The organism is Kitasatospora sp. NPDC059146, from assembly GCF_042786665.1.
Classification (GTDB): domain Bacteria; phylum Actinomycetota; class Actinomycetes; order Streptomycetales; family Streptomycetaceae; genus Kitasatospora.
The window spans coordinates 5,262-25,547 of record NZ_JBHZCY010000007.1; the positions used below are offsets into that span (position 1 = coordinate 5,262).

Consider the following 20,286-nt stretch of genomic DNA (forward strand, 5'->3'; position numbering starts at 1 on the left):
CGCCGGCCCGGGCCGGGGCCGGCCCGGCGGGGGCCGACCGGCCCCGCCGCCGGGCCGCCGTGAGAAAGCGGGGGGTGGCCCGGAGGTCGTGGTGACGACCCCCGGGCCACCGCGCTACCAGCCGGCGCTCACGCCTTCGCACCGGGACTCGGCCGGCGGGGCGGGCGGGCGGCCGACGCTTCTGCGCGCAGCATCCGCCAGACGATCCGGCCGATCTCGTGCATGCCGTGGTGCAGCTCCAGCCGGTCCCTGCCGGGCAGCCGCCACGTCCGCACCGGCTGCCCCTCTTCCTCGATCGGCACGCTCTGGTAGGCGTCGCCGTCGGTCAGGCGAACCGTGATCCGGCGCCCGGGGCCGAGCACCAACTCGGCGGTGAGCGAGGCGACGACCGCCAGGCCCTCCTCGCGGCAGGAGTCGACCATCCCCTGGTGCCGGGCCTCGCGCTCCTCCCCGGGCACGCTGGCCACCAGGTGCTCGCGCACGTGTCGGTAACGCCGTCGGCCCCAGGGCGGGGCCGGCGGAGGTGGTGCACAGTGGTGCCGTACGGCCGGGGCCGACGGTCAGTCCGAGGTGCTGCTCTGGACGTGCTCGTTCAGGGTTTCCAGCAGGGCGATCTGCTGGTCGGTCAGCGTCCCGGCCTCCCGGGCGGCTGCCTGCTTCGCCAGCCACTTGCCCGGTCGCAGCGTCGGGTCCGCCTTCCCGCCGGTGCGAGTTGCGGTTCCGGTGAGTGTTCCGCCCGCCTTGAGGTAGGCGACCATCCTGCGGTAGGTGCGGCTCCACTCGGGGTCGAGGCGCCACAGCGGGTCGAGGGCGTCCAGCGTCGCCTGCTGTGCCTCGGCCGGATCGGGGTCGAGGCGCTGGCGGCGCATCCAGCGACCGATGTTGTAGTCGTCCAGGGTCGCCCTGCTGGGGATCGCCAGGTCTCCGTGGAAGTGGTGCCATGCCTTGGCGTAGGCGTAGCCGCGCTCCCAGGCGTGGGCGGTCTTGCTCCAGATCATGCCGATGGCGTCGAGCTCGGAGCGTCGGGCCGGGTTCATGGCACCGGTCTCGTGGAGGTGGCGCTGGTTGCGCAGCCAGGTGTGCAGCTCGCGGTTCTCCTCGGTGTTCGGGGGGTCGAGGTGACCGTGTTCGACGTGGAACGCGGTGGCGACGCCGAGCATGTGCTCGAACTCCTGAGCCCTGGGCGAGAACATGCGCAACTTGAGGCTGCGCAGGATGTCGCCCCGGTGGCGCTTGGCGTCGATGCGCAGCCAGGCGAGCGGCTCCTCCTCGGTCTCGGCGGACGGCGTGCCGTCACCGCTCTCTGCGTCGTCGGCGTCGGTGAGGCGAGGGTCCGTCTTGAGCAGGTGGTCCTGTCGGCGGTGGGTGCGCAGGTCCGCGACTCGGCCGACGACCCGGGAGTCGACGCTGGCCAGGGCGCGCAGGACGTGCAGCACCGGGGCGTAGGCGGAGGCGCTGACCGCCTGCTCGGCCTCCTCCTGTACCTGGGGCCCGGCCTGGCCGACGATGGCCGGGTCGGCGGTGGGCAGGTCGTCGGCTTCCTCGCCGTCCGCGTCGGGGCTGGGAATGTAGACCGGGATGATGATGTAGGCGACCTTGCCCTGTTGGGGCTGCTGGCGGACGGCCCGGCCGAGGGCCTGGACGATGTCGACGACGGAGGTCTTCGGGTCGGCGAAAACCACCGCGTCGACCGCGGGCATGTCAATGCCCTCCGCGAGCAGGCGGGCGTTGCACAGGATGCCGCACTCCTCGCCCTCCTGCCCTTCCCGCTCCCCGGTGTGCTGGCGGAACTCGGCGAAGGCCTGCTGGCGCTCGCGGCGGGGGTCGGTGCCGGCCACCGCCTTGGCCCAGATCCGCTCGGGCCGGTCGTAGTCCGGGAGGAGGGCCGCGGTCTCCGTGATCGTCGCGGCGAACTCGCGGGCGTAGGTGATCCGCGCGTGGAAGGAGATGATGCGGCGCAGTCCCAGGTCGGCGATCGCCCGCAGCACGGCGACCTGGAGGGCGAGCCGTTGCAGGTCGACGTTGGTGCGCTGGGAGCGGAGGTCGGCGATCGAGGGCAGGGAGAGAAGGTCGCACAGGTCCTGGTCGGTCACGACGGGGACGAGGATCTTGTAGTCCGCGATCCAGCCGCCGACGACGCCTGCCTCGAAGGACCACCGGTAGATCGTGGGGCCGTAGACGTTCTCGTCGTCCATCGAGTACAGCGAGGGCTTGGCGGTGCCCATCACCAGGTCCGAGAGGTCGCCGCCCGGTGTCTCGGCCGCGATCCGCGGGGTGGCGGTGAAGTAGAGGCGCCGCAGAGCCGGGACCTTGGTGTCCTCGTGGACGGCGGCCCAGGACTTCTCCAGGGCTCCGGCGGTGCGGTGGGCCTCGTCGACGATGACCAGGTCCCACTGGGGCAGGCCGTACTCGTCGTGGGCGCGGACCAGCCGCTCCAGGGAGGCGTAGGTGGCATAGACGGTGACCGGGTGCCCGGCCGGGACGCGGGTGACCAGGTCGGCCAGCTCGGCGGTGTCGGTGGTGACGTGCCCCTCGACGTGCGCGCCGGCTTCGGCGCTGTCCAGCGCCTCCTCCTTGGAGCACGCGGCGATCGCCACGCCCTTCCGGCCGCCGAGGTGGCTCCACGACGTGGCCGTCTGTTCCAGCAGCTCGATCGTCGGCACGAGCACGAGGGCCCGGCCGTAGGGAGCGAGCCGCTTGGCGCAGGTCGCGGACACCAGGGTCTTGCCAGCACCGCAGGCCATCTCCATGATCCCGCGACCGCCGTGCTTCACCTGCCGGACGGCTGCCTTCACGGCCTCCTTCTGGTAGTCCCTCAGGTCGGCGAGGCGGACCCGCGGGGTGGGCAGGCGGCGGTTGCCCGGCCGGGTGACGGCCTCGACAAGAGCCGTTGCCTCGGCGAGATCGGCGGCGGTCTCCGGCGAGAGGGTGCCAGTCTCGGGCCCGGTGGTGTCCACGGAGGTGTCCTTCTCGTTCGGTGGTGAGTGGGTCGGAGCGCTGGGCCTGAGGGCGCGGGTCTACCGGGGGCGCAGCGGGAGGATCTTCGCGGTCTGGTTCGTCGCGGCCGGCGGGCGGCAGTGCCGGAGGTGGGTCGCGCGCCAGATCTTGGCCTCCTCCTCGGTGGCGGTGTCGATCTCGGAGACCGAGCAGGCGCGACAGGTGGTGGTGCGCGTCTCGGCGTTGAAGGTGAACTGGGCTGGCACGGGCGCTCTCTCCCGGTAAGGGCCCGCCCCCGAGTGGAGCGGGGGCGGGCAGTGACGGTCGCTCGGGCTACCGGCCCGGGCGCTTCCAGCCACGGACTTCGAGGTATTCGATCTCGGCGTCGGGTACAGCGCGTCCGGTCGCGACCAGCCACTCCTGCATCGCCTCGGTGACGTCCCCGTGGTGCTCGGCGACCCTTCGGCTCCACTCGGCGGCGTCGAACCCGCCGTGGGCGGCGTCGCCGTACTGGCGCTCCTCGGTGCCGTCGGTGCGGGGCAGGACCCCGCGCCGAAGCCCTGGCGAGTCCTCCTTCGAGCCGGAAGACAGCAGGAACTGGTTCGCTTTCATACGGACGGTGAACGCCAGCCGACCCCCGGCCTGGCCGGTGGCGTGCACGACCTGCGCGAGGTGCCCGGCACCCGAGCTGATCGCCTGCTTGCCTGCTCGGCCCGCCATGCTCCTGCCCGGGATACCGATGGTGTTGGGGCGCCGGACCCGGGCCTTCTCGCCGCCCCTGCCGGTGCGGCGGGTGATGTTCTGCTGAGCGATGCCTGCCAGCGACTCCTGGTCGCGCTCGCCGCCGCGCACCGCCCGGACCACTTGGCGCAGAGCACCGACCATGCTCGCACCCTTGCCCTTCGTGAAGAACTGGGAGACCAGGGAGGCGTCGCGCCCGAGCATCCTGGCGACCTGTCGCTTGGTGAAGCCCTCGTCGAGGATCTCCTGCGTCAGGCGCGCCGCCTCGTTCGGGTTGCTCGGGTCGGCGGGACTCACCGTGCACCTCCGGCCACCGCCTGCGCCGCCGCATGGAAGGCTTCCGCGTCGAAGCGGGCCCGCCCGAGCTCACGCAGCGCCAGCAGGTCGTCCTCGCTGCGCGGCGCGGCGACCGGGCCGCGCAGGTAGCCCTTGGCCAGGTACTCACCCGGCTGTCCTCGGTAGGGCCACTCCACAGGGTGGGTGGTGTAGACGGCGTCGGTGCGCAGTGCGACGACGGAGCCTGCGGGCAGGTGCAGGGCGCCGACCCGGGCGAGGATGTTCCTGCCGTCCTTGATGGTCATGTCGAGCAGGGCGGCCCGGGCGCCGCCCCAGACTCCGGCGGCCCACTCGGGGTGGGCGAAGGCGTCCCGGTCCGTGGTGGTGAGGCGGCGCCAGGTCTGAACGGTGCCGTCGTCGTCGATCAGTTCGGCGCCGTCCGGGACGGGCTGCCCGCTCGGGGTGGTGCCGGTGTTCATCCCGGGGCGCTGGGCGAACTTGCCGATGCCGTAGAGCAGGATGCTGCGGATGCCTCGGGAGGCGAGGTGGGCGGCGCGGCGGGTGCGTTCGTTCCCGTGCACCCGGGACAGGTTGACCAGGCCCGACCAGGCCGTCTTGAGCTTGTTCGACCAGTCGTCCAGTGGCTTGGCCTCCTTCCACACCAGGCCGTCGAGGATCTCGATCCGCCACGGCGTCTGCTGCGGGTTGTTGAGCGCGACGTTGATCTCCGCTCCGCTGGCCCAGGTGGTGAACGTGGTGCCGGGAGTGGCGGGGTACTCCCAGGCCCGGTCGCCCGGGACCGGGCAGGGCAGCAGGCCGACGTGCCGCCAGTCCTCGGGCACGGTCGCGCGGATCTGCCAGTGGGAGGGCGCCATCAGGGCCCGGGTCTGTTCCTTGCGGTCAAGGGTCTGGAACATGCGGCCGGTGAGCCGGTTGGGTGCGCCGACGCCGGAGCGCCAGGTGTGGCGGCCGTAGGCCAGGGTGCGGTCGTACTCGGCCAGACCCGGAAGCTCTGCCGGGACGCGCGGCGGCAGGATCAGCTCGGTTCGACCCTGGCCGGCGGTCTCGTGCACGAGCTCGCGCAGTTCCGCGCTCATCACCGGGTAGCCCCCGGCGAAGGCTCCGCTCACCGGGATGGTGCGCTTCCACAGGTCCAGGCCCATGGAGGAGGGGAAGCTCATCATCACGGCGTCGTCCCATTGGCGGCGCAGGGCGTCTCGCATGAGCACGAACGCATCGCGCACCAGCGCGGCGTCCGCCCCGCCCGGCTCGAACCACTGCGCGGCCGACAGGATTTCGACGGCTCCGGCGTTGCGCTCGGCATCAGCAGGCCGGTAGCGGCCCACCGGCTTGCGCTCGTGCACGAGGTGGCTGGCGAGAGGGTCCTGGCCGGCACCGCGGCCGAGCCGGGGCTCCCAGCGCGGGCTCGGGGTGTTGAGCCAGTCCGCGACGGCCCCGATCAGAGTTGGGTGGCGCTCGGAGTTCTGGTGCCAGGGGTCGCCGCCGGTGATGTAGATCCGGCGGGTGTTCGGCAGCGTGGCGATCACCGCGTCGAGGATCTCGCCGGGCGTTCGGCCGCCCAGGTCCACCTGCAACTGGCGGGTGGCGGTGGCCAGGTCGCCGGTGCGGGCGTCCAGCCAGACGGTGTGGTAGGCGTTCTGCTCCCACGTCGGGCGCCTGCGCTTCACCTCGGCGATCCGCGTGTAGGCCTGCGCACCGGGCCCGTCCGGGATCGACGGGAGCACGCGTTGACGCAACTCCGTGTCGCCGGACGGCTCGATGGGCACGGCCTGCTCCGACTCCTCCACGGCTGCCGGGGCCGGGGCAGTGGCAGGAGGGCCCACCAGGACGGTACGGGGCGCGGCGACGGTCGCTTCGGCGGAGGCGGGGGCGATGGCGCTGTGCTCGACGGGCGGGGCCGCCGGGCCAGCCTCTGCCGAACTGGTGGCGCTGAGGGCGGCGCGAACCTCGGGCGGGGTCGGGTCCAGGCTGGGGGCGATGCGGACCACGTCCGCCAGCTTCAACCCGCCTGCCTTGGCGACGGCCTCCCCGCTAGCTCCCTCGTAGGCGGCGAGCGCCTTGATCCTGGTCTCGCGCTCCGCGTTCAGGATGTCGAAGGCGGACTGCTTCTGGGTGAGTGCCTTCTGCGCGGCGACGACTTCCTTGGCGGCGGCGGCGGCCTTGTCGCGCAGCGGGCGCAGCTCCTTGAGCTGGGCGTTGTAAGTTGCGCGGTCCATCGGTTTCACTCCCCTTCGGCGGAGGCCGGGTCGGTAGCGGGGTGGCTGGGGACGTAGGCGATCGGGCCGCTGGACTTGGAGTCCAGCCGGGTGCCGAGCAGCAGGTCGGCCAGGCGGCGGTCGTCGGTGCCGGCCGGCGCGGTGGTGATGCGGTTGACCGGGGCGGTGAGGTCGGTGAGGTATCCGGCGAGGCGGGCGCTGGTGAAGCGGTATCGCAGGGAGGTGCCGCCGCCGCCTCGGGTCCATTCGTCCAGTCCGGTGAGGACGGCGACGACGAACCCGGCCACGGTGACCGGCATGACCCTCGTGGCGGCCACCCTGTCGGGGTCGCAGCGCCACCAGCCGGACAGGCCGGTCAGCAGGTCCTTCTCGGAGAGGTCGACATGGAAGCCGCTCCATGCCTGGTCCGGGTCACCTTGGACTCGCTCCGGACCGCCGGTGCGCAGCACGGTGATCTCGGGGCGCCCGAGTATGGCCAGGTCGGGCTGCTTGCGTTCTTGGAGCACTTCGACCGCGCCGCTGGGCACGATCATGCGGCCTTCGGTGCGGGCACCGGGGATCGTGCCGGTGGCCAGGAGCTTTCTGACGGTCGGTCCAGAGCATCCCAGGGCCGATCCTGCCTGGCCGGTCGTCAGGTACACCGACACCATCCTCCATAGTCTCGTTGCTTAGCAAAAAACACTAAGCACACCCTAGGGGATGGAGCTGCCGCTGTCTATAGTCTTTCTCGATAGCGAGAAGGACTATAAGCGGATCGGTGCGGGCCGCCCCGGCCCGGCTAGGTGTGACGGGAAGTCGTAGTTGGCGGTTGGCAGTGATAGTTGGCGGATCACCTGCCTTTGGCCTCGCGACCTGGGGATTCGCTGGCGGTGGTGTGCTCCCGGGGGGCAGCGCCGCCAACTATCACTGCCAGTGCTCGCCAACTACGACTTCCAGGGGCGCCCCCGACCTGCGCGTTTGCACAACTGTCCCGCCAACTACGGCTGCCAGTCACACTAGGATGCGGCGCCATGGCACTCAACAGCCGCACCGAGCTGGTCGCCGCGCTCGGCTCCGGCCGCCCCCAGGACCTGCTCGGCACCGCGGAGTCCGAGTGGCTCGACTTCAAGGCCGAGCCCTACGACTTGCGGAACGCCCACAGCAAGGTCGAGATGGCCAAGGACGTCGCCGCCTTCGCCAACCGCGCCGGCGGTCTGATCGTCTGCGGCGTCAAGGCCGTCCGGCAGCCGGGCGAGCTGTACGAGACCGCCGCCGCACTCACCCCCTTCGACCCCGCCCGGATCACGGCGGAGGCCTACATCAAGGCGCTCGCCTCCGAGGCCCGCCCGCTCCTGTCCGTCCACCTCGCCCTCTTCTCCCACCCGGACAACGGCGACGGCACCACCGGCTCCTACCTGGTGATCGAGGTGGAGCAGCTCCCCGAGGACCAGCGCTACGCCCTCGTCCGCCGTACGCCCCAGCCGGACGGGAGGAACGTCGACACCTGGTGCGTCCCGATCCGCAACGGTGACCAGACCGACTTCCTGTCCCCCGACGATGTCTACTCGCTGATCAACGGCGGGGTACGCCGCCGGATACACCCCGCCGCGCCGCTTCCCCCGGCGCCGCCCGTCGACCCGGCCGGCGCCCGGCAGGCCCTGGCCGAGCACCAGGGCTGGGACGACGTTCCGGTCCTGTTCTGGCAGAGCTCCCCCGAGGTTCCCGCCACCTTCCTGCCGGCCCTGCACGACGACACCGGCATCCGCGGCGCCCTGGAGCGCCAGCAACCCCTGCGCCAGGGCGGCTTCAACTTCGCCTTCGCTCCCAGCCGCTCGGTCCCGTTCGCCGGCGGACTGCTCCTGTCCGAACCCCGCCGTGCCGTCGCCGTCGCCGCCGACGGCACGGTCACTGCGGCCGCGCTCGCCACCCCGGAGATGCTGGGCTGGGCCATGAACGAGAACTACCAGGCCGCCGGCCGCCTGAACGTCCTCACCCTCTCCGAGATGACCTACGAGTACTACCGCCTGGTCGACCAGCACATCCGGCCGACCGTCCCCGGGCCGTGGCAGCACCGGGTGGTCGCCACCGGGTTCGGCGGGGTTCGCCTGGCCCCCGGCGCCAACCCGGGCTTCCCCTTCCAGGGCTCGCCCCGGGATGCCTCCGTCGACACCTTCAACCTCGACTGGTCGGCCTCCGGATCGCCTGAGGCCGACGCCTACCAGGCCCTCGCCCGGATCTACAGCGCCTTCGGACTCGGCGGCCGCGACAACCCCTACGTGCGCGATGAGCAGCTCGACCCGGAACTGCTCAGCGCCGCAACGAAGTAGCGCGCGCGTGCGCGCCGCCTCCCCCAACGGCATGCCGAAGACCACCGACATGAGCACTGGCCAAGCCGCGCTCATACCAGTCTGGGGCGAAACCCGCTGGTCAGCCCACATGATCCCCTCCTACGATCACCCGATGATCAACGATGCAGACGACATGACGACACCCCCGCAGGACCTCGTGGACGCCGGGAACGAGCTCTACGCCGCCCTGGAGCGCTACCTCGCCAACCCAGACGACGACGCCCCCCGCACCGACATCTACTACGCCCAGGAGAAGCTGGGGCTGGCCGTCACCGGCTGGCCGCACTGGGGCGAGTCGGACCAGGGGCAGGCACTGCACACCGCCGTCCGCGACCTGGCCGGCTCCATCCAGTACGGCCACGGCGCCACCCTCCCCGAGCTGCGCCAGGCGCTCGACCGGCTCAACGCCCTGTAGAGCACCGGCGGGGCGGCGGCCAGGCGGTCGCCGCCTCCACCCCGAGCAGCCAGGCCCGTCATCTGGGGCTGGAGCGGCGGTTTCCCGTGGTTCCGCAGAGCAGCCCCATGATCGCGATGTAGGCACACAAGGCACTGGCGAGCTCCCTTCCCGCTCTTCGCCCGCTACCCTGTTCACCGGCAGGTGCGGTACATCCCCTGCCGTGAAGTCCATCAGCCCTCGAGGGTTCGCCGGCCTCCGCCGGTCCGCGCCGGAGCGTTCCGCCCGGCTGCGCGCCACACCGTCCCCGAAGGGCACCGCCATGTCGTCACCGATCAGCAGGGAAGACATGAGGGATTTTCGCGAGCTGCGGGAATCCCTCGCCGCCGCCGGCATCATGACCAGCATCAGCCAGATCGCCGCGGCCGAGCGCGACGTCCGCAGGTGGGCCGCAGGCCGGCTCAGCGCGGTGGAGCTGTGTCAGATCTGGGGCTGGGAGACGACCGCCTTGCGTCCGCACTACCGCCGGGTTGGCGAACATCTGTTCGTGATGATGCTCGCGGACGAACACACCGAGCTCGTCCGTACCGCCCGGGCCCGAACCGACGCCGGAGACCCCGGCCCGGTGAGCATGTGGATGCGCCACCGCGGCCAGGACAAGCCGGTTCTCGTCGCCCTGCCCGTGGTCACCGTCCACCGCAACAACCGCCACCCGGTGCAGCAGCTCCTCACCCCAAAGCGCCGCACCGCGGCAGACCTGCCGCACCTTGTCGGCGCCGAAGTCCCCGTCAACCTGCCCCACCGGGCGGACCGCGGCATCCCCTGCACGCTGTGCGGCGTGTACGACGCCCACTACCTCCGCCGGGACCAGCGCGCCGTGCCCGGCTTCGTGTGCGAGGACCACAAGGACCACGCCCTCGACCAGCAGATGTGGCCGATGCACATGGAGGAACAGATCACGGAGAAGCTCGGCATCTAAGCCGCACTCACCCCGGGCCGTCAGCCATCGAGGCCGGTGGCCCGGGTCTCAACTGACTCGTCGGTGAGGAGCATGTCCTCCACACCGAACCGCGCCGCTTCGCGGCGGTTCAGCGCCCTGTTCAGCAGTTCCTCGCCCTCGTGCAGGTTGTCGATCACCTGCTGGGCGTGCTGCTCCTCCGCCGCCTGGTCGTCCTCGTCCGGCCTTGACCGGAACCGAAGCGTCTCGCCGGCGGCCTCCAGCAGCTTGGCCGCCGCCGCGGCGAAGCCCTCCTCGACCTTGCCGCCGGTCCTCAGCGCCACCGCACCGGGCGGCGCGAAGTCCTCGGCGAGGACGGCCAAGTGGCCGTCCGCCCGGCCGAGGTGGGCGAGAACCCGGGCTTGGTGGTCCTCGGGCACCGGCCAGGCCAGCGGTTTGCTGCCCTCGGAGATCTCCAGCACGGTGCGGGAGTCGGCGGAGGCGACCAGGTTGTAGCTGGCGTGATCGGCCGCACGGCGCAGGTGCGCCGCGAGCAGGCCAGCGCGCACCGCGTCGTCCTCGTGCTCCAGAGTGCCCGGGATGTCGATGCCCAATGCCGCCAGCGCGGCGCGCAGTTGACCCTCGGTCGGGTTCAGGTTCGCGTACATGCCGCGATCATTCCGCAGCCCTGGCCGACGCAGACGCGCCGTCACCCCATCGGGTGACGTCCGTTCGGGACGATGTAGGGGCGCAGCAACACGGCCAGGCCCATGGTGGCGCCGAAGGCGGTCGGCCCGGCGAGGCCCAGCAGCACCAACCGGGCGGTGCCGGTGAGGAGGTTGTCGGCGATCAGCATGAGGCCGATGGCCAGGGCCACCCCGCCGGCGAGGAGCAGCGCGAGCCGGGCGCCGACCGGCAGCCAGGCCGGGCCCGGGACCTGGAGGACCTCACGGGCGTGGATCGCGTGCCCGGCGAAATCGCCGGTCGGCTCTCCGCACTGGCAGACCATGCGGTGGACGGCCTCACCGGCACGTGCCGAGGCAATGGGGTCAAGCTCCCGCACCGGTCCGTGGCGTCCGTCGTCCATCGGCGGCCTGCCCATCAGTTCCCCCCTCGGCTGGTCTGGCCCGCCATCGTATCGCTGACGCCCGGCCCCGGGCCGTGCCCGGCGAGGTGGCGGTCCACCTGGATCAGCACGCGATCGGTCCGCGGTAGTCCCAGCGCTCCAGGTCGTCTGGGCGCGGCTCGTAGTCCGCCCGCCGGCCCTCTGGGTCGCGGGACGATGAGGTAGGCGCCGCCGGAGATCCGATCCTCGCTCCAGCCCCCGACGTACAGCAGCAGACCGTCGAGGTGCCCGCCGCGCAGATTGCGGTAGGCGCGGGCGGGCTCGGGGCCCGAGTCGTCGTTCCAGTCCGAGCCGTAGACGCGACGCCCGAGGTGGTCGGTGGACGGGTGGTCCTCGGTCTCGGGGTCCAGCGGGATCACGACGTTGCTCCTTCGCTGCTGGCCCGGCGGCGGCACCCCGGGCTGGTTAGCTCTTCTTGGCGGCGCGGGCGCGCACGGCGCCGTAGGCGAGGATGAGCAGGGCGGAGCACTGCTCGACGGGGTCGCTCTCGGTGTCATCGAGGTAGGTGGTGGCGATGAGCGCTGCGGGGTGCGGGAGCGGTCCGCCGGGCATCGGTAGGAAGGTCCCCGGGTTGTCGCCGGGGTGCTGGCGGGCGAACTCGTGCAGGGCCTCGGCGGTGGCGCGGGGGTCGGGCCAGGCGCCGGGGGTCGGCGGCAGCTCCGGCAGGGTTCGGGCGGCCCACGCGGCCCCGAGTAGCGCGTCCCGGCGAGCCAGCGGGCTGGCGTCCGTCCACACGTCGTAGGCGGTCTCGCCGTCGTCGGGGCTGCGCCCGATGCGGGCGGCCTCGGCCCGATAGAAGTCGATCTTGCTGGCGAAGGGCTGGCCCTGGACGAGGTCCCGGGCGTCGCGTGCGGCGAAGGTGCTCAGCTCCGTGGCGCTGCGGGCCAGGTCGTGCAGGCGCATCATGTCCCTGGCTTGCTCGGCCATCACGTGGGGCATGAACTCCGCGGGGACGTCGCGGGCGACCGGGACGCCACCCACCAGGAAGGTGGCACGGGGGTTGTCATGGTTCACCAGGGGCTGCCCTTCTACGGGTTCTCGTCAGGCCGACTCCGGGCGGAAGGCCCTGCCGGCGGTCGGCAGGGGCACCGGCGTCGGCTCAGCGGCGGTCGCTCACAGGTCTCGGGGTCCACGACACGTCCGCGCCGGGGCCGGTTCGGGCGGCGGCACTGATCGGCCGCCGCTCCGACCGTCGATCCCTGTCGATCAGAACTCGTACTCGTCGTCCGGAGTGATGAGGCCGAGCTCGGGGTCATAGTTCAGCCCGCTGACGGCGGGGTACCCGTCCACCCAGGTGTAGCCGAGCCGCATGACCGTCTGCGGAGATGCCGGAATGAGGAAGTAGTCCGGCTTGTCCGGATGCTTGGCGAGTTCCTCGGCCATGGCGACGACGACGGAGTGACCGCAGTCCGCGATCCAGGTGTGCCAGGGGATCAGATCGGCAGGGAGGACACCCGGGTAGGGGCGGGGGGTGCCGTACGGGGCGGCCAGCCGGAGTGCCGCGTCGGCCTTGCCGTCGGCCGGGGACTTCACCTGGCCTTCGGCGTCTTCATCGGATGCCGGCCCGAGGGTGAGCTGGGTGGTGTCGGCCGTGCCGTCGCGGAGGGCCTCGAAGCGGGAGTCGGCGATCAGGACAAGGTCACTGGGGGCCTGTTGGTAGAACCGGTTGATCTCGGCCGTCGCGGCGTTGTTGTCCATGGGGTGTGCCTTCTGGCGCACGATGCCCTCGCGCAAAGCGGCGGAGAACTCGGCCGGGAGGCCGATCAGGCGCAGCGCCTGGGTGATGCCGGTGTCCGCGTCGACGAGGGCGAGGTAGAGCGGGACACCGCTCGTCGGCAGGTCGGCGGGCGCGAGCTGGGCCTGCCGGTGGTACTCCCAGGGGGCGTCCGACCAGGGGAGCCCGTGCTTGGGGTTGCTGTCGAAGGGGTCCGTGAACTTGTACAGGAGAAGCGTCACGTGGTCGCCGTTGACGACGGCGAACTCGGCGTTGCCCTTCGCGAACGCCTTGATCTCGTGCTTGGCCGGCTTGCTGACGGCCAAGACGAACTGAGCGCCCTGTGCCGTGAGGCGCAGCTCGGCGGTTCCGTCACGCCAGCGGGTGATGTGGGGACTGTAGGGCTGGCCGACGGCCAGCGTGTTCGGGAAGGGCGGCTGCGGGGAGGTGCTCAACGGGTATTCCTCTCGGCAGAGGCGCTGCTCGGATGCGGGCGGTCGGTGCGGCGCCTGGAGCGTGCCTCGTATGGCGGTAGGTCTGGAGCGAAGCGTACGGGCAAGGTGTGACACACAGTCATCGCGCTGGCGCCGGTGGTAGTGGTGGATCAGTGTCGGCGGCCCGGCCGGGGCCGGTGGGGCCACCAGGCGGCGAATTCGGCCGGGTGGTAGCGGGGTTGCGCGGCGCCGGGGTTGACCGGCTGGGGTGGTGGGGGGAGGAAGGGGTCTGTCCGGGGGGCTTTGGCTGCCTTGGACAGTGCACGGATCACGGTGGAGGGCTCGACGTGGTGGAGGCGGGCGAGCTCGCTTCGGGTGAGCGGCCAGTCCGGCCCTCGGTCGGCCTTGGCGGTGCTCGGGTCGGTCATCGTCCCCTCCCAGGGGCGGTAGGCCGGGCCGGCCGCTGTGGTGGGCGGCCCGGCCCGGGGGTTCTCAGGCGAACGAGAGCTGGAAGTCGTCGTCCTGGTTGCAGTGGTCGCACACGCGTCCGGCGATGCCGGAGGAGTCGTGGCGGGGGTGGCGGGCACCGGGCTGCTCGCAGTTGTCGCAGGGCGGGCCGGAGGGACGCTCCCGTCGGGGCTCGGGCTCCCATTGCAGCGTCCGGTAGTGCGTTTGGGCCTCCCGCTTGGTGCTGTACGACTGTTCCGTGCCCTCGTCGGGGTCGTAGTCCTCGCCGTTGAAGCCGCTGCCGGAGTAGGAGACGTGCACCGACCAGCGGGTGGTGCTGGTGCCGTCCTCCAGCAGGTCGGTGTGCTCCTCCAACGTCGCCCGGCGCCCTTGGCCGAGGCCCTTGTCGAACACCGGCTTCGTGGTCCGGGACACCGTTTTGAGGCCGGCCACGCGGTCCTGTTCGGCCCTCTCCGCGGCCAGCTTCTTCTCCAGGTTCTTCCTGCGGTTGTCGGCACGGCGCAGCTCGGCGGCCTGCTCCTTCTCCCTCGCGGCCTTCTCAGCGGCGCGGCGGGAAGCGGCAGCGGCCTGCTGCTCCTCGGGGGACGGAACGGGGGCGATCTCGCACAGCCGCTTCCGCGGGTAGCTGTAGCGGTCGGTGTGGTGGAGGACCGTCCAGTGGCCGGACCCGTCGCGCCGCAGGACCTGCTCGGCCTGGCCGACGACGACGGCCACCCCGCACAGCTCGCACACCTCGCCGCTGGCGGCGGGCTTCGCGGGGCACTTCTCGTGGTGCTCGATCTCCATGTCGTCTCCGTGGCCGACGAGGTGGCCGAAGCTGACCGGCAGGTGGGCCCCGCACCAGCGGCACGGCCCCGCGATGTGGTTCGGGCGCCGGACCGCGTGCACCACCTCGGGCCCGTCCTGCGGGATTTCCTCGGCGTCCAGCAGGGCCTGGAGCTTGCGGCGGGTGATGTCGCCGAAGGCGGAACGGGCTTGCTTGAAGTGCCGGGTCCAGACCGGTTCGTCCTGTCCGACGCGGTGGACTGTGACCGTGGCGTCTTTCTTGACGTAACTCTCGCCGTTGCTCCATGCCTCCGCCCACCCGGTGGTGGCCTTGTCGACCACGACGACCAGCGCGCCGACGGGCAGGGTGACGGTGTCACCGTGCTGGAGCCACTGGCCTTGGACCGCCTTGCCGCCGGGCTCTGCCAGATCGAGTGCGGTGATGGTCTTGCGCCAGCAACTGGCCGGGTGCAGACCGGACGGGACGGTCGGGACGGTGAACGTGGCCCGAGCCCGGCGCACCAGCAGGCACGGCCCTTCGGCGGTCGGACCTTCGGCGAGCAGGTTGGCGAGCGTACGGCGGGTCGCGGCTCCGAAGGCGCCGCTCTGGCTGCCGAAGGCCTTGTGGAGCACGGCGTCCGGCTCGCCGGCGCGCCAGACGGTCAGTGTCACGGGCTTGGGTCCGGCCTCGGGCGTCTTGTCCACCGTGACGATCAAGCGGCCGACCGGGAGGGAGACCTGGTCGCCGGGGCGCAGGTCTTCGCCGATCAGGCCGCGCAGGCCGCCGTGCTGCTCGTGCAGCGCGGTGAGGGTGCGCCGCCAGGATCCGTCCGGCTGGTGGCCGTCGGGTACCGGCGGGACGGTGAACTCCGTCCGGGGTTCCTGCTGGGGGTGACCGGCAGTGCTGATCATGAGGGTTGCTCTCCAACTGGTATGCGGCAGCGCCCGGTTGGCACCGCCTGTGCCTCGACGTGACCAGGATCTCACTGCGCACTGTTATTTGCAACTTTCATTTGCAAATAACAGCCCTTGAAAACCGGCCCGGGGAGAGCTGTCGAGGCACATCCACCGGGCCGGCCACCGCATCCTCCCATGCCGCCGGGAAGGCCTCCCAGCCAGGCGGGACGGATCATCTCGTCCGGCTGGGGGTGGTGGCCGTCTCCGGGGCCATCCTCGCGACTTCATGCTCAGGTGCGCCTCAAGAGGCTGTGGACGACGGTGGGCCGCGCGCTCGCCGGCCGGGCCGGCCAGGCTGCGTGAGCTGGCCCGCCTGAACCTGCCGAGGTACGTCGAGCCGGGGTCCGAGTCCTGGGTCGAGGGTTCGTGCGAGGCGGCACGGCACCGGCCCTACGTGCCGCGCACCGGTAGCGGCTACGCCCAGGCCCGGGCCGCCGATGACTGGCGCGCCGTCTACCGGTGGGCGACCGGGCCGGCCTGGGAGCCGCCGGTGTACGGGCTGTGCGCCGACGACTGACCAAAGGCCGGCACCCCGGTCTCCGCGCACCCGCGGCTGCGGCTCGTCCTGGACGACGGCGCGAGATCTGATCACCTGCCGTGTTCCATCCACCTCGGACCGTTGTCAGTGGTGGGCACTATCGTGCTGCTCCGCACCTGTGGAGTTCGTTCGGAAGGAAATCCCGTGAGTCATCCCCTTGAGCAGGCCCGGGCCCGGATCACCGCCGACGCGCCGTACACGGTGCGGGACCTCGCCGAGCTCCTGGGCGTCTCGGTGCAGTCGATCCGCGCGCTCGACCACGCCGGCTACCTGCCCGGCGCCGTATGGTCGTCGATCCCCGGCCGGGGCGGTGGCCGCTACACCTGGGCCGGCGAGCAGCTGCTCGCCTGCCTCGACATGGACCTCGACGACCTGCCGCCGCTCGACCACGACCGGTACGACCCGTCCACGCTGTGGCGGCTCGGCTGCGCCTGCGCCGACTGCACGGCGTGGCACGCGAAGAGCACGAGGGCGTACCGGCAGCGGGCCCGCGAGCAGCGGTTCCCCCCGGAGAAGCGCGAGGAGCTCCTCGCCCTGGTGCGAACCGGCACCCCCGTGAAGGTCGCAGCACCGCAGGTGGGCATGACGCACCATCAGGTGTACGCGCTCGCCCGTACCAACGCCGAGTTCGGCCGGTGCCTCGACACGGCGGGCGAGGCGCTGTGCGTCTCCGCGGCCGACTCCCGGTGCGGCACCCACGCCGGATACCGGCACCTCACCTGCCGGGGCACGGCCTGCCGCAAGGCCCACGCACCCGAGACCCGTCCCGCTCCCACCTCTCAGTGACCACCCGCCGCCCGTCTCCTGACGGGCGGCCACCACCTCGCGCCGCCATCGGCGGCGGCCGACCTCACCGGGGGTTCCATGTCCACCATCCCTCTGCACGAGATCGAGGTCCCCCCGACGGAGGAGGGGGCGGTCAAGCCGTGGCGCAAGCTGCTCCGCGCGCTCGACGAGAGCAGGCGCGGCGGGTACGTGTGCGTCGGCCCGTGGCTGGAGGCCGGGGCGGTGTACCGCCTGCCGGCCGGGGCGCTGATCGTCGGCGTCGACCGCACCTCGGAGACCGCCCGGCGGGTCCGGCTCTGGCGGGTCAACACCAGGGGCGCGCTGACCGTCATGCGCGACAGCACCCTCAAGTCGTTCAGCGCGGAGTTCGGCGACGGCGTCCGCAACACCCTGCGGACCGCACTGGACCGGTACCCGCCGAGCGTCCACGCCCCGCAGCTCGTGCGCGCCGCCGCGCCCCAGGCCCCGAAGCCGAACGGGCGCGCCGACCGCTGCGCGCTGTGCGGCAAGTCGGTCGCGGCGGGCGCCGGCCTGCTCGTCGGCACGCCCGGGCACCGCTCGGTGCAGCACCGGCCGGGCGAGTGCCCGCCGCTGCGCAACGAGCGCGGACAGGCGTGCTCGAAGTGCGGGGGCTGGGTCGAGCCGGGCACCGGCATCCTCAGCAGCCCGCACGAGGGGATGTGGAACGTCCGGCACGACGGGGACTGCCCGCCGGAGGGTGAGCGGGCCGCCCCTCCCCCGCCGCCGCGCCGGCGCAACGAGCGGGCGGACCGGTGCGTACGCTGCGGCCGGGACGTCGCCGAGTTCGAAGGCTGGCTCATCCCGCCGGCGGCCGTCGGCGGGTTCTGGTCGGTCGAGCACGACGGCGACTGCCCGCCGCCGGCGGCGGGCCAGTACGACGGGCCGACGTGGCGCATCACCGCAGGCGTGCCCGGCCGGTTCAAGCCCGTCCCCGGCCCGCACTGGACGATCGGTCAGATCGCCCGGTTCAAGGTCGCCGAGTGGGAGCAGCCGGTACCCGCGGACGCGCCCGGCCTGGTCCGCGTCCACGGCATGCCGTCGCTTCTCGGCGTCGTCGTCTCGGAGGACCGGCCGCAGTACATCCGTGACGAGGACGGCGACTCACCCACGGACGAGCTGATCGGCGAATCGGGCTGGTTCTTCTGCGGCCGGGTGCGCCCGGCCACCGCGGAGGAGGCCGCGCCGCTGCTCGCCCAGGAGGCCGAGGCCGCCGTCGACCGCGGGCTCCGTGCGCGCGTCGGCCGGCTGCTGTCGTGGCGCTACCCGCGCGAGGGCGCCCGCTACCTGCCGGCCGAGGACCTCGACCAGGAACTCGCCGGCGTCGAGCTCGTCGAGCTGCGCACCCGTCCGGCCGCGGAGTGCACGGCCTTCGGCCGGGGTCTCTACCCCGATCAGGTGTGGATCGCCGAGGGCCGTGACTGGGTGCTGACCACCACCCACAACGGCATGGATGGCGACGACTGGTCGCTGATCAACTGGCGCCGGCACATCGCGTTGCTGCACCCGATGACCGCCGACCTGCGCCGCCTGGTGGACGACCTGACGGCCCGGTACGGCGCCGACGGCTCCGCCTGACCACCTGTTCACCGGTGAGGCCGGGCTGCCCGCCCGGGGCCGCTCGGCCTCACCGGCCCCGGCACCTTCCGATCGAGAGGCTCCGACGATGGGTTCGCAACCGCCGTTGATCATCGACCATTGGTTCCGCGAGGGACCGGTCCAACCGGACGGCTCCGACGGCTACTGGATCTGCGGGTGGCCGGGGTGCGGGCAGCACCGCGCCGACCACGCCCAGGCCGAGGGGCAATGGCTCCTCCCCCCGCACCGCTTCGCGTCCCAGCGCATCGCGCCGTCCCGCTGCCGCCACCGCGGGTGCGGCTACCACCGGCGGCACACGCGCCACGTGCCGTGGCGGTGGGACCAGTGGGCGGCGGCGCCCCGACCGCGGGGCCAAGACGCCGGGGAGCACGTCGGGTTCGACTGAGTCCGTTCGGGCCGCAGGAGCCCAGCCGCTCTGACGGGTCGGCGGTGAAGGACAGGGGGTCGCCACAGCGGTGGTGACCCCCTGTCGCGTTTCGGCGTCGTCCGTTCTGTCATGCCCTGTAACCTGCACGAGCACCCACTACTCCCCCGCGTCGAGTCGATCGCGACAGCCCCCCGTGGCTGAGACCGGAATCGATACCTGGCCATGCCGAGCTCTTGACTACGGTGCGCTACCGGTCGAGGCGCTCGCAGCGTCACGGCCGGGGCCCTTACCACGGGCCTCCGCGAGGCAGCGACAGATCATGAATGTTCGGCGCGATGCGAAACGGTGGGCGGGTCGCGGCCGAGGCCGGCGGGCAGCTCGCGCCCGAGCTGGTGGCCGCGGTGGTCGAGGACGTCGTCGCGCAGGTGCGGGCCAGGCGCGACGTCGTCGAGGAGGGCCGCGGCACGATCCAGGTCCCGTCCGGGGCGCCCAAGGCGCCGAGGACGTACGGCACGGCCGGCACCCTCACCTCGTGCTCCCTCTCGACCGCGTGGCACCTGCCGCTGCGGCTTGGTAGGCGGCGGCCTCGTGCTGCGTTGCGGGCCTGACGTGGGCGCTTAAGTACCAGCCTGTCCACTCGTCGTCCAGGCCTCTGTCATCGCTGGCCTCCTCCCAGGCTGGTAGGTCGACGGAGGCCACGGTCGCAATGATGCTGACGACTGAGGGGGAGAGCCTGCGGTACCCGGGCGCGTCCGTCGGAACGGCCGGCTCTGTGGGGGGTGGGCGGAGGATGGCCGTCAGGTCGATCTGGAAGTCGGCGGGCAGGTCCGGGGCGAGAGGGGCGGCGGTCGGGGGCGCGGGCTCCGGCGCCTGGTCTCGGACCCGCACCCGCAGGATGTCCCCCGGCTGCCAGCGCTCGACCGGCGGCTCGTCCTCGTCGCCGGGTTCGAGGGCGCTGATCTCCCACGTCGGACCGTCGTAGGCGGGCTCCGGAGTGCCGGGGGGCAGGCGGCCGATGGTCGGTCCTCCCTCGGGACGCGGCGGGAGGTAGCCCGGGAGGAGCTCGGGCAGGTCGCGGGGGCGGACCGTGATCATGGTGTCGAGACCTGGTTGTTCCGGATCGAGCGTCCAGGCGTACCACCCCTGGTCGTCGGTGCCGACGGTGGCGAGGGTCTGCGCGATGTCGAGCCGGTACCCCTGCGGATCCCGGGGCCGCCGTCCGGTGGTGACGTCCCGCAGGACGATCGCGGTACGGCGGCGCAGCTCGGCGCGGAGTTCGGCCAGGCGTCGTCGGCGCCTGGCCGTGAGTTCGGCGGCCGCCGCCGGGACCCGGTCGGCGGCGGCGACGACCTGCCAGTAGGGGACGTTCGTGGCTCCGCAGTGGTGCCGGAGCTCCGGGACCTCGACGGCGGTGAGCGTGCCGGGGGTCAGACGGACGGGCGGCTCCGTCACCACGAGGGGGATCTCGTAGCCGCATCCGTGGCAGAACACGGTCAGGCGGTCGGTCCACAACGCCCATTTGGCCGCGGGGCCGGTGGGGGTGGCGACGGTGACGGCCGAACAGTGGGTCCCGGCCGGGAGCGGGGAGAGCGGAGCGGGCACCTGGACTCCTCGGTGTCGGGGGGTTGCCGTGAGGGTGGGGCCGGATGTGTCCGGCCCCACCCT

20 protein-coding genes are annotated in these 20,286 nt (G+C 72.4%); 6 read left to right on the plus strand and 14 right to left on the minus strand.

Annotation, left to right across the window (positions count from 1 at the left end; translation table 11 throughout):
- Positions 1–128: 128 nt before the first annotated feature.
- From ACFXPX_RS04415 to ACFXPX_RS04440, 6 genes are all read right to left on the minus strand, one after another.
- A complete protein-coding gene (locus ACFXPX_RS04415) occupies positions 129–482 on the minus strand; it encodes a hypothetical protein (protein ID WP_380593417.1) in 354 nt (117 codons plus the stop codon).
- A gap of 78 nt (positions 483–560) precedes the next feature.
- Entirely contained in the window at positions 561–2,957 is a 2,397-nt protein-coding gene (locus ACFXPX_RS04420; protein WP_380593418.1) for a Helicase associated domain protein, read from the minus strand.
- Positions 2,958–3,017: 60 nt separating this feature from the next.
- Positions 3,018–3,203: a hypothetical protein gene (locus tag ACFXPX_RS04425; protein WP_380593419.1), complete on the minus strand. Its 186-nt coding sequence runs from the start codon at positions 3,201–3,203 to the stop codon at positions 3,018–3,020.
- Between the two features lie 67 nt (positions 3,204–3,270).
- A complete protein-coding gene (locus ACFXPX_RS04430; RefSeq protein ID WP_380593420.1) occupies positions 3,271–3,975 on the minus strand; it encodes a helix-turn-helix domain containing protein in 705 nt (234 codons plus the stop codon).
- The gene (locus tag ACFXPX_RS04435) at positions 3,972–6,191 is read right to left on the minus strand and encodes a hypothetical protein (RefSeq protein ID WP_380593421.1); all 2,220 of its coding nucleotides are present in this window, start codon (positions 6,189–6,191) and stop codon (positions 3,972–3,974) included. Before ACFXPX_RS04435 ends, ACFXPX_RS04430 begins: the two co-directional genes overlap by 4 nt.
- Before the next feature lie 5 nt (positions 6,192–6,196).
- Positions 6,197–6,724 carry a DNA-binding protein gene (locus tag ACFXPX_RS04440; protein ID WP_380593422.1) on the minus strand — a complete coding sequence of 176 codons (528 nt, stop codon included), beginning with the start codon at positions 6,722–6,724 and terminating at the stop codon, positions 6,197–6,199.
- 477 nt (positions 6,725–7,201) lie between these two features.
- On the opposite strand from ACFXPX_RS04440, the gene ACFXPX_RS04445 reads away from it, so the two are divergent.
- The 3 genes from ACFXPX_RS04445 (at position 7,202) to ACFXPX_RS04455 (ending at position 9,891) form a co-directional block, all read left to right on the plus strand.
- Positions 7,202–8,497 carry a helix-turn-helix domain-containing protein gene (locus tag ACFXPX_RS04445; protein ID WP_380593423.1) on the plus strand — a complete coding sequence of 432 codons (1,296 nt, stop codon included), beginning with the start codon at positions 7,202–7,204 and terminating at the stop codon, positions 8,495–8,497.
- 133 nt (positions 8,498–8,630) lie between these two features.
- The gene (locus tag ACFXPX_RS04450; protein ID WP_380593424.1) at positions 8,631–8,933 is read left to right on the plus strand and encodes a hypothetical protein; all 303 of its coding nucleotides are present in this window, start codon (positions 8,631–8,633) and stop codon (positions 8,931–8,933) included.
- Between the two features lie 328 nt (positions 8,934–9,261).
- Complete coding sequence (locus ACFXPX_RS04455; protein ID WP_380593425.1) at positions 9,262–9,891, plus strand: hypothetical protein; 630 nt, start codon at positions 9,262–9,264, stop codon at positions 9,889–9,891.
- A 20-nt stretch (positions 9,892–9,911) separates the two neighbouring features.
- Here ACFXPX_RS04455 and ACFXPX_RS04460 read toward each other — a convergent pair whose 3' ends face one another.
- The 7 genes from ACFXPX_RS04460 to ACFXPX_RS04490 all read right to left on the minus strand — a co-directional run bounded on the left by ACFXPX_RS04460 (position 9,912) and on the right by ACFXPX_RS04490 (position 15,268).
- A complete protein-coding gene (locus ACFXPX_RS04460; protein WP_380593426.1) occupies positions 9,912–10,517 on the minus strand; it encodes a hypothetical protein in 606 nt (201 codons plus the stop codon).
- Between the two features lie 41 nt (positions 10,518–10,558).
- Positions 10,559–10,951 (minus strand): hypothetical protein, encoded by a 393-nt coding sequence (locus ACFXPX_RS04465; protein WP_380522357.1) that lies wholly within the window; start codon positions 10,949–10,951, stop codon positions 10,559–10,561.
- A complete protein-coding gene (locus tag ACFXPX_RS04470) occupies positions 10,951–11,334 on the minus strand; it encodes a hypothetical protein (protein ID WP_380593427.1) in 384 nt (127 codons plus the stop codon). The genes ACFXPX_RS04465 and ACFXPX_RS04470 overlap by 1 nt, the downstream gene beginning before the upstream one ends.
- Positions 11,335–11,380: 46 nt before the next feature.
- The gene (locus tag ACFXPX_RS04475; protein ID WP_380593428.1) at positions 11,381–11,989 is read right to left on the minus strand and encodes a hypothetical protein; all 609 of its coding nucleotides are present in this window, start codon (positions 11,987–11,989) and stop codon (positions 11,381–11,383) included.
- 192 nt (positions 11,990–12,181) lie between these two features.
- Positions 12,182–13,144, minus strand: coding sequence for a hypothetical protein (locus tag ACFXPX_RS04480; protein WP_380593429.1), 963 nt, complete (start codon positions 13,142–13,144; stop codon positions 12,182–12,184).
- A gap of 149 nt (positions 13,145–13,293) precedes the next feature.
- Positions 13,294–13,551: a hypothetical protein gene (locus ACFXPX_RS04485; RefSeq protein WP_380639574.1), complete on the minus strand. Its 258-nt coding sequence runs from the start codon at positions 13,549–13,551 to the stop codon at positions 13,294–13,296.
- Positions 13,552–13,615: 64 nt separating this feature from the next.
- Positions 13,616–15,268 (minus strand): hypothetical protein, encoded by a 1,653-nt coding sequence (locus ACFXPX_RS04490; protein WP_380593430.1) that lies wholly within the window; start codon positions 15,266–15,268, stop codon positions 13,616–13,618.
- 439 nt (positions 15,269–15,707) lie between these two features.
- On the opposite strand from ACFXPX_RS04490, the gene ACFXPX_RS04495 reads away from it, so the two are divergent.
- From ACFXPX_RS04495 to ACFXPX_RS04505, 3 genes are all read left to right on the plus strand, one after another.
- Positions 15,708–15,830 carry a hypothetical protein gene (locus ACFXPX_RS04495; RefSeq protein ID WP_380593431.1) on the plus strand — a complete coding sequence of 41 codons (123 nt, stop codon included), beginning with the start codon at positions 15,708–15,710 and terminating at the stop codon, positions 15,828–15,830.
- Between the two features lie 165 nt (positions 15,831–15,995).
- A complete protein-coding gene (locus ACFXPX_RS04500) occupies positions 15,996–16,637 on the plus strand; it encodes a helix-turn-helix domain-containing protein (RefSeq protein ID WP_380593432.1) in 642 nt (213 codons plus the stop codon).
- 78 nt (positions 16,638–16,715) lie between these two features.
- Entirely contained in the window at positions 16,716–18,233 is a 1,518-nt protein-coding gene (locus tag ACFXPX_RS04505; RefSeq protein WP_380593433.1) for a hypothetical protein, read from the plus strand.
- 913 nt (positions 18,234–19,146) lie between these two features.
- Here ACFXPX_RS04505 and ACFXPX_RS04510 read toward each other — a convergent pair.
- Positions 19,147–20,223 (minus strand): hypothetical protein, encoded by a 1,077-nt coding sequence (locus tag ACFXPX_RS04510; protein ID WP_380593434.1) that lies wholly within the window; start codon positions 20,221–20,223, stop codon positions 19,147–19,149.
- Positions 20,224–20,286 lie beyond the last annotated feature (63 nt).

Coding starts and splice junctions, on each gene's coding strand:
- ACFXPX_RS04445 (WP_380593423.1), top strand. CDS start 7,202: ATGGCACTCAACAGCCGCACCGAGCTGGTCGCCGCGCTCGGCTCCGGC.
- ACFXPX_RS04490 (WP_380593430.1), bottom strand. CDS start 15,268: ATGATCAGCACTGCCGGTCACCCCCAGCAGGAACCCCGGACGGAGTTC.
- ACFXPX_RS04435 (WP_380593421.1), bottom strand. CDS start 6,191: ATGGACCGCGCAACTTACAACGCCCAGCTCAAGGAGCTGCGCCCGCTG.
- ACFXPX_RS04440 (WP_380593422.1), bottom strand. CDS start 6,724: ATGATCGTGCCCAGCGGCGCGGTCGAAGTGCTCCAAGAACGCAAGCAG.
- ACFXPX_RS04465 (WP_380522357.1), bottom strand. CDS start 10,951: ATGGGCAGGCCGCCGATGGACGACGGACGCCACGGACCGGTGCGGGAG.
- ACFXPX_RS04505 (WP_380593433.1), top strand. CDS start 16,716: ATGTCCACCATCCCTCTGCACGAGATCGAGGTCCCCCCGACGGAGGAG.
- ACFXPX_RS04460 (WP_380593426.1), bottom strand. CDS start 10,517: ATGTACGCGAACCTGAACCCGACCGAGGGTCAACTGCGCGCCGCGCTG.
- ACFXPX_RS04485 (WP_380639574.1), bottom strand. CDS start 13,551: ATGACCGACCCGAGCACCGCCAAGGCCGACCGAGGGCCGGACTGGCCG.
- ACFXPX_RS04455 (WP_380593425.1), top strand. CDS start 9,262: ATGAGGGATTTTCGCGAGCTGCGGGAATCCCTCGCCGCCGCCGGCATC.
- ACFXPX_RS04450 (WP_380593424.1), top strand. CDS start 8,631: ATGATCAACGATGCAGACGACATGACGACACCCCCGCAGGACCTCGTG.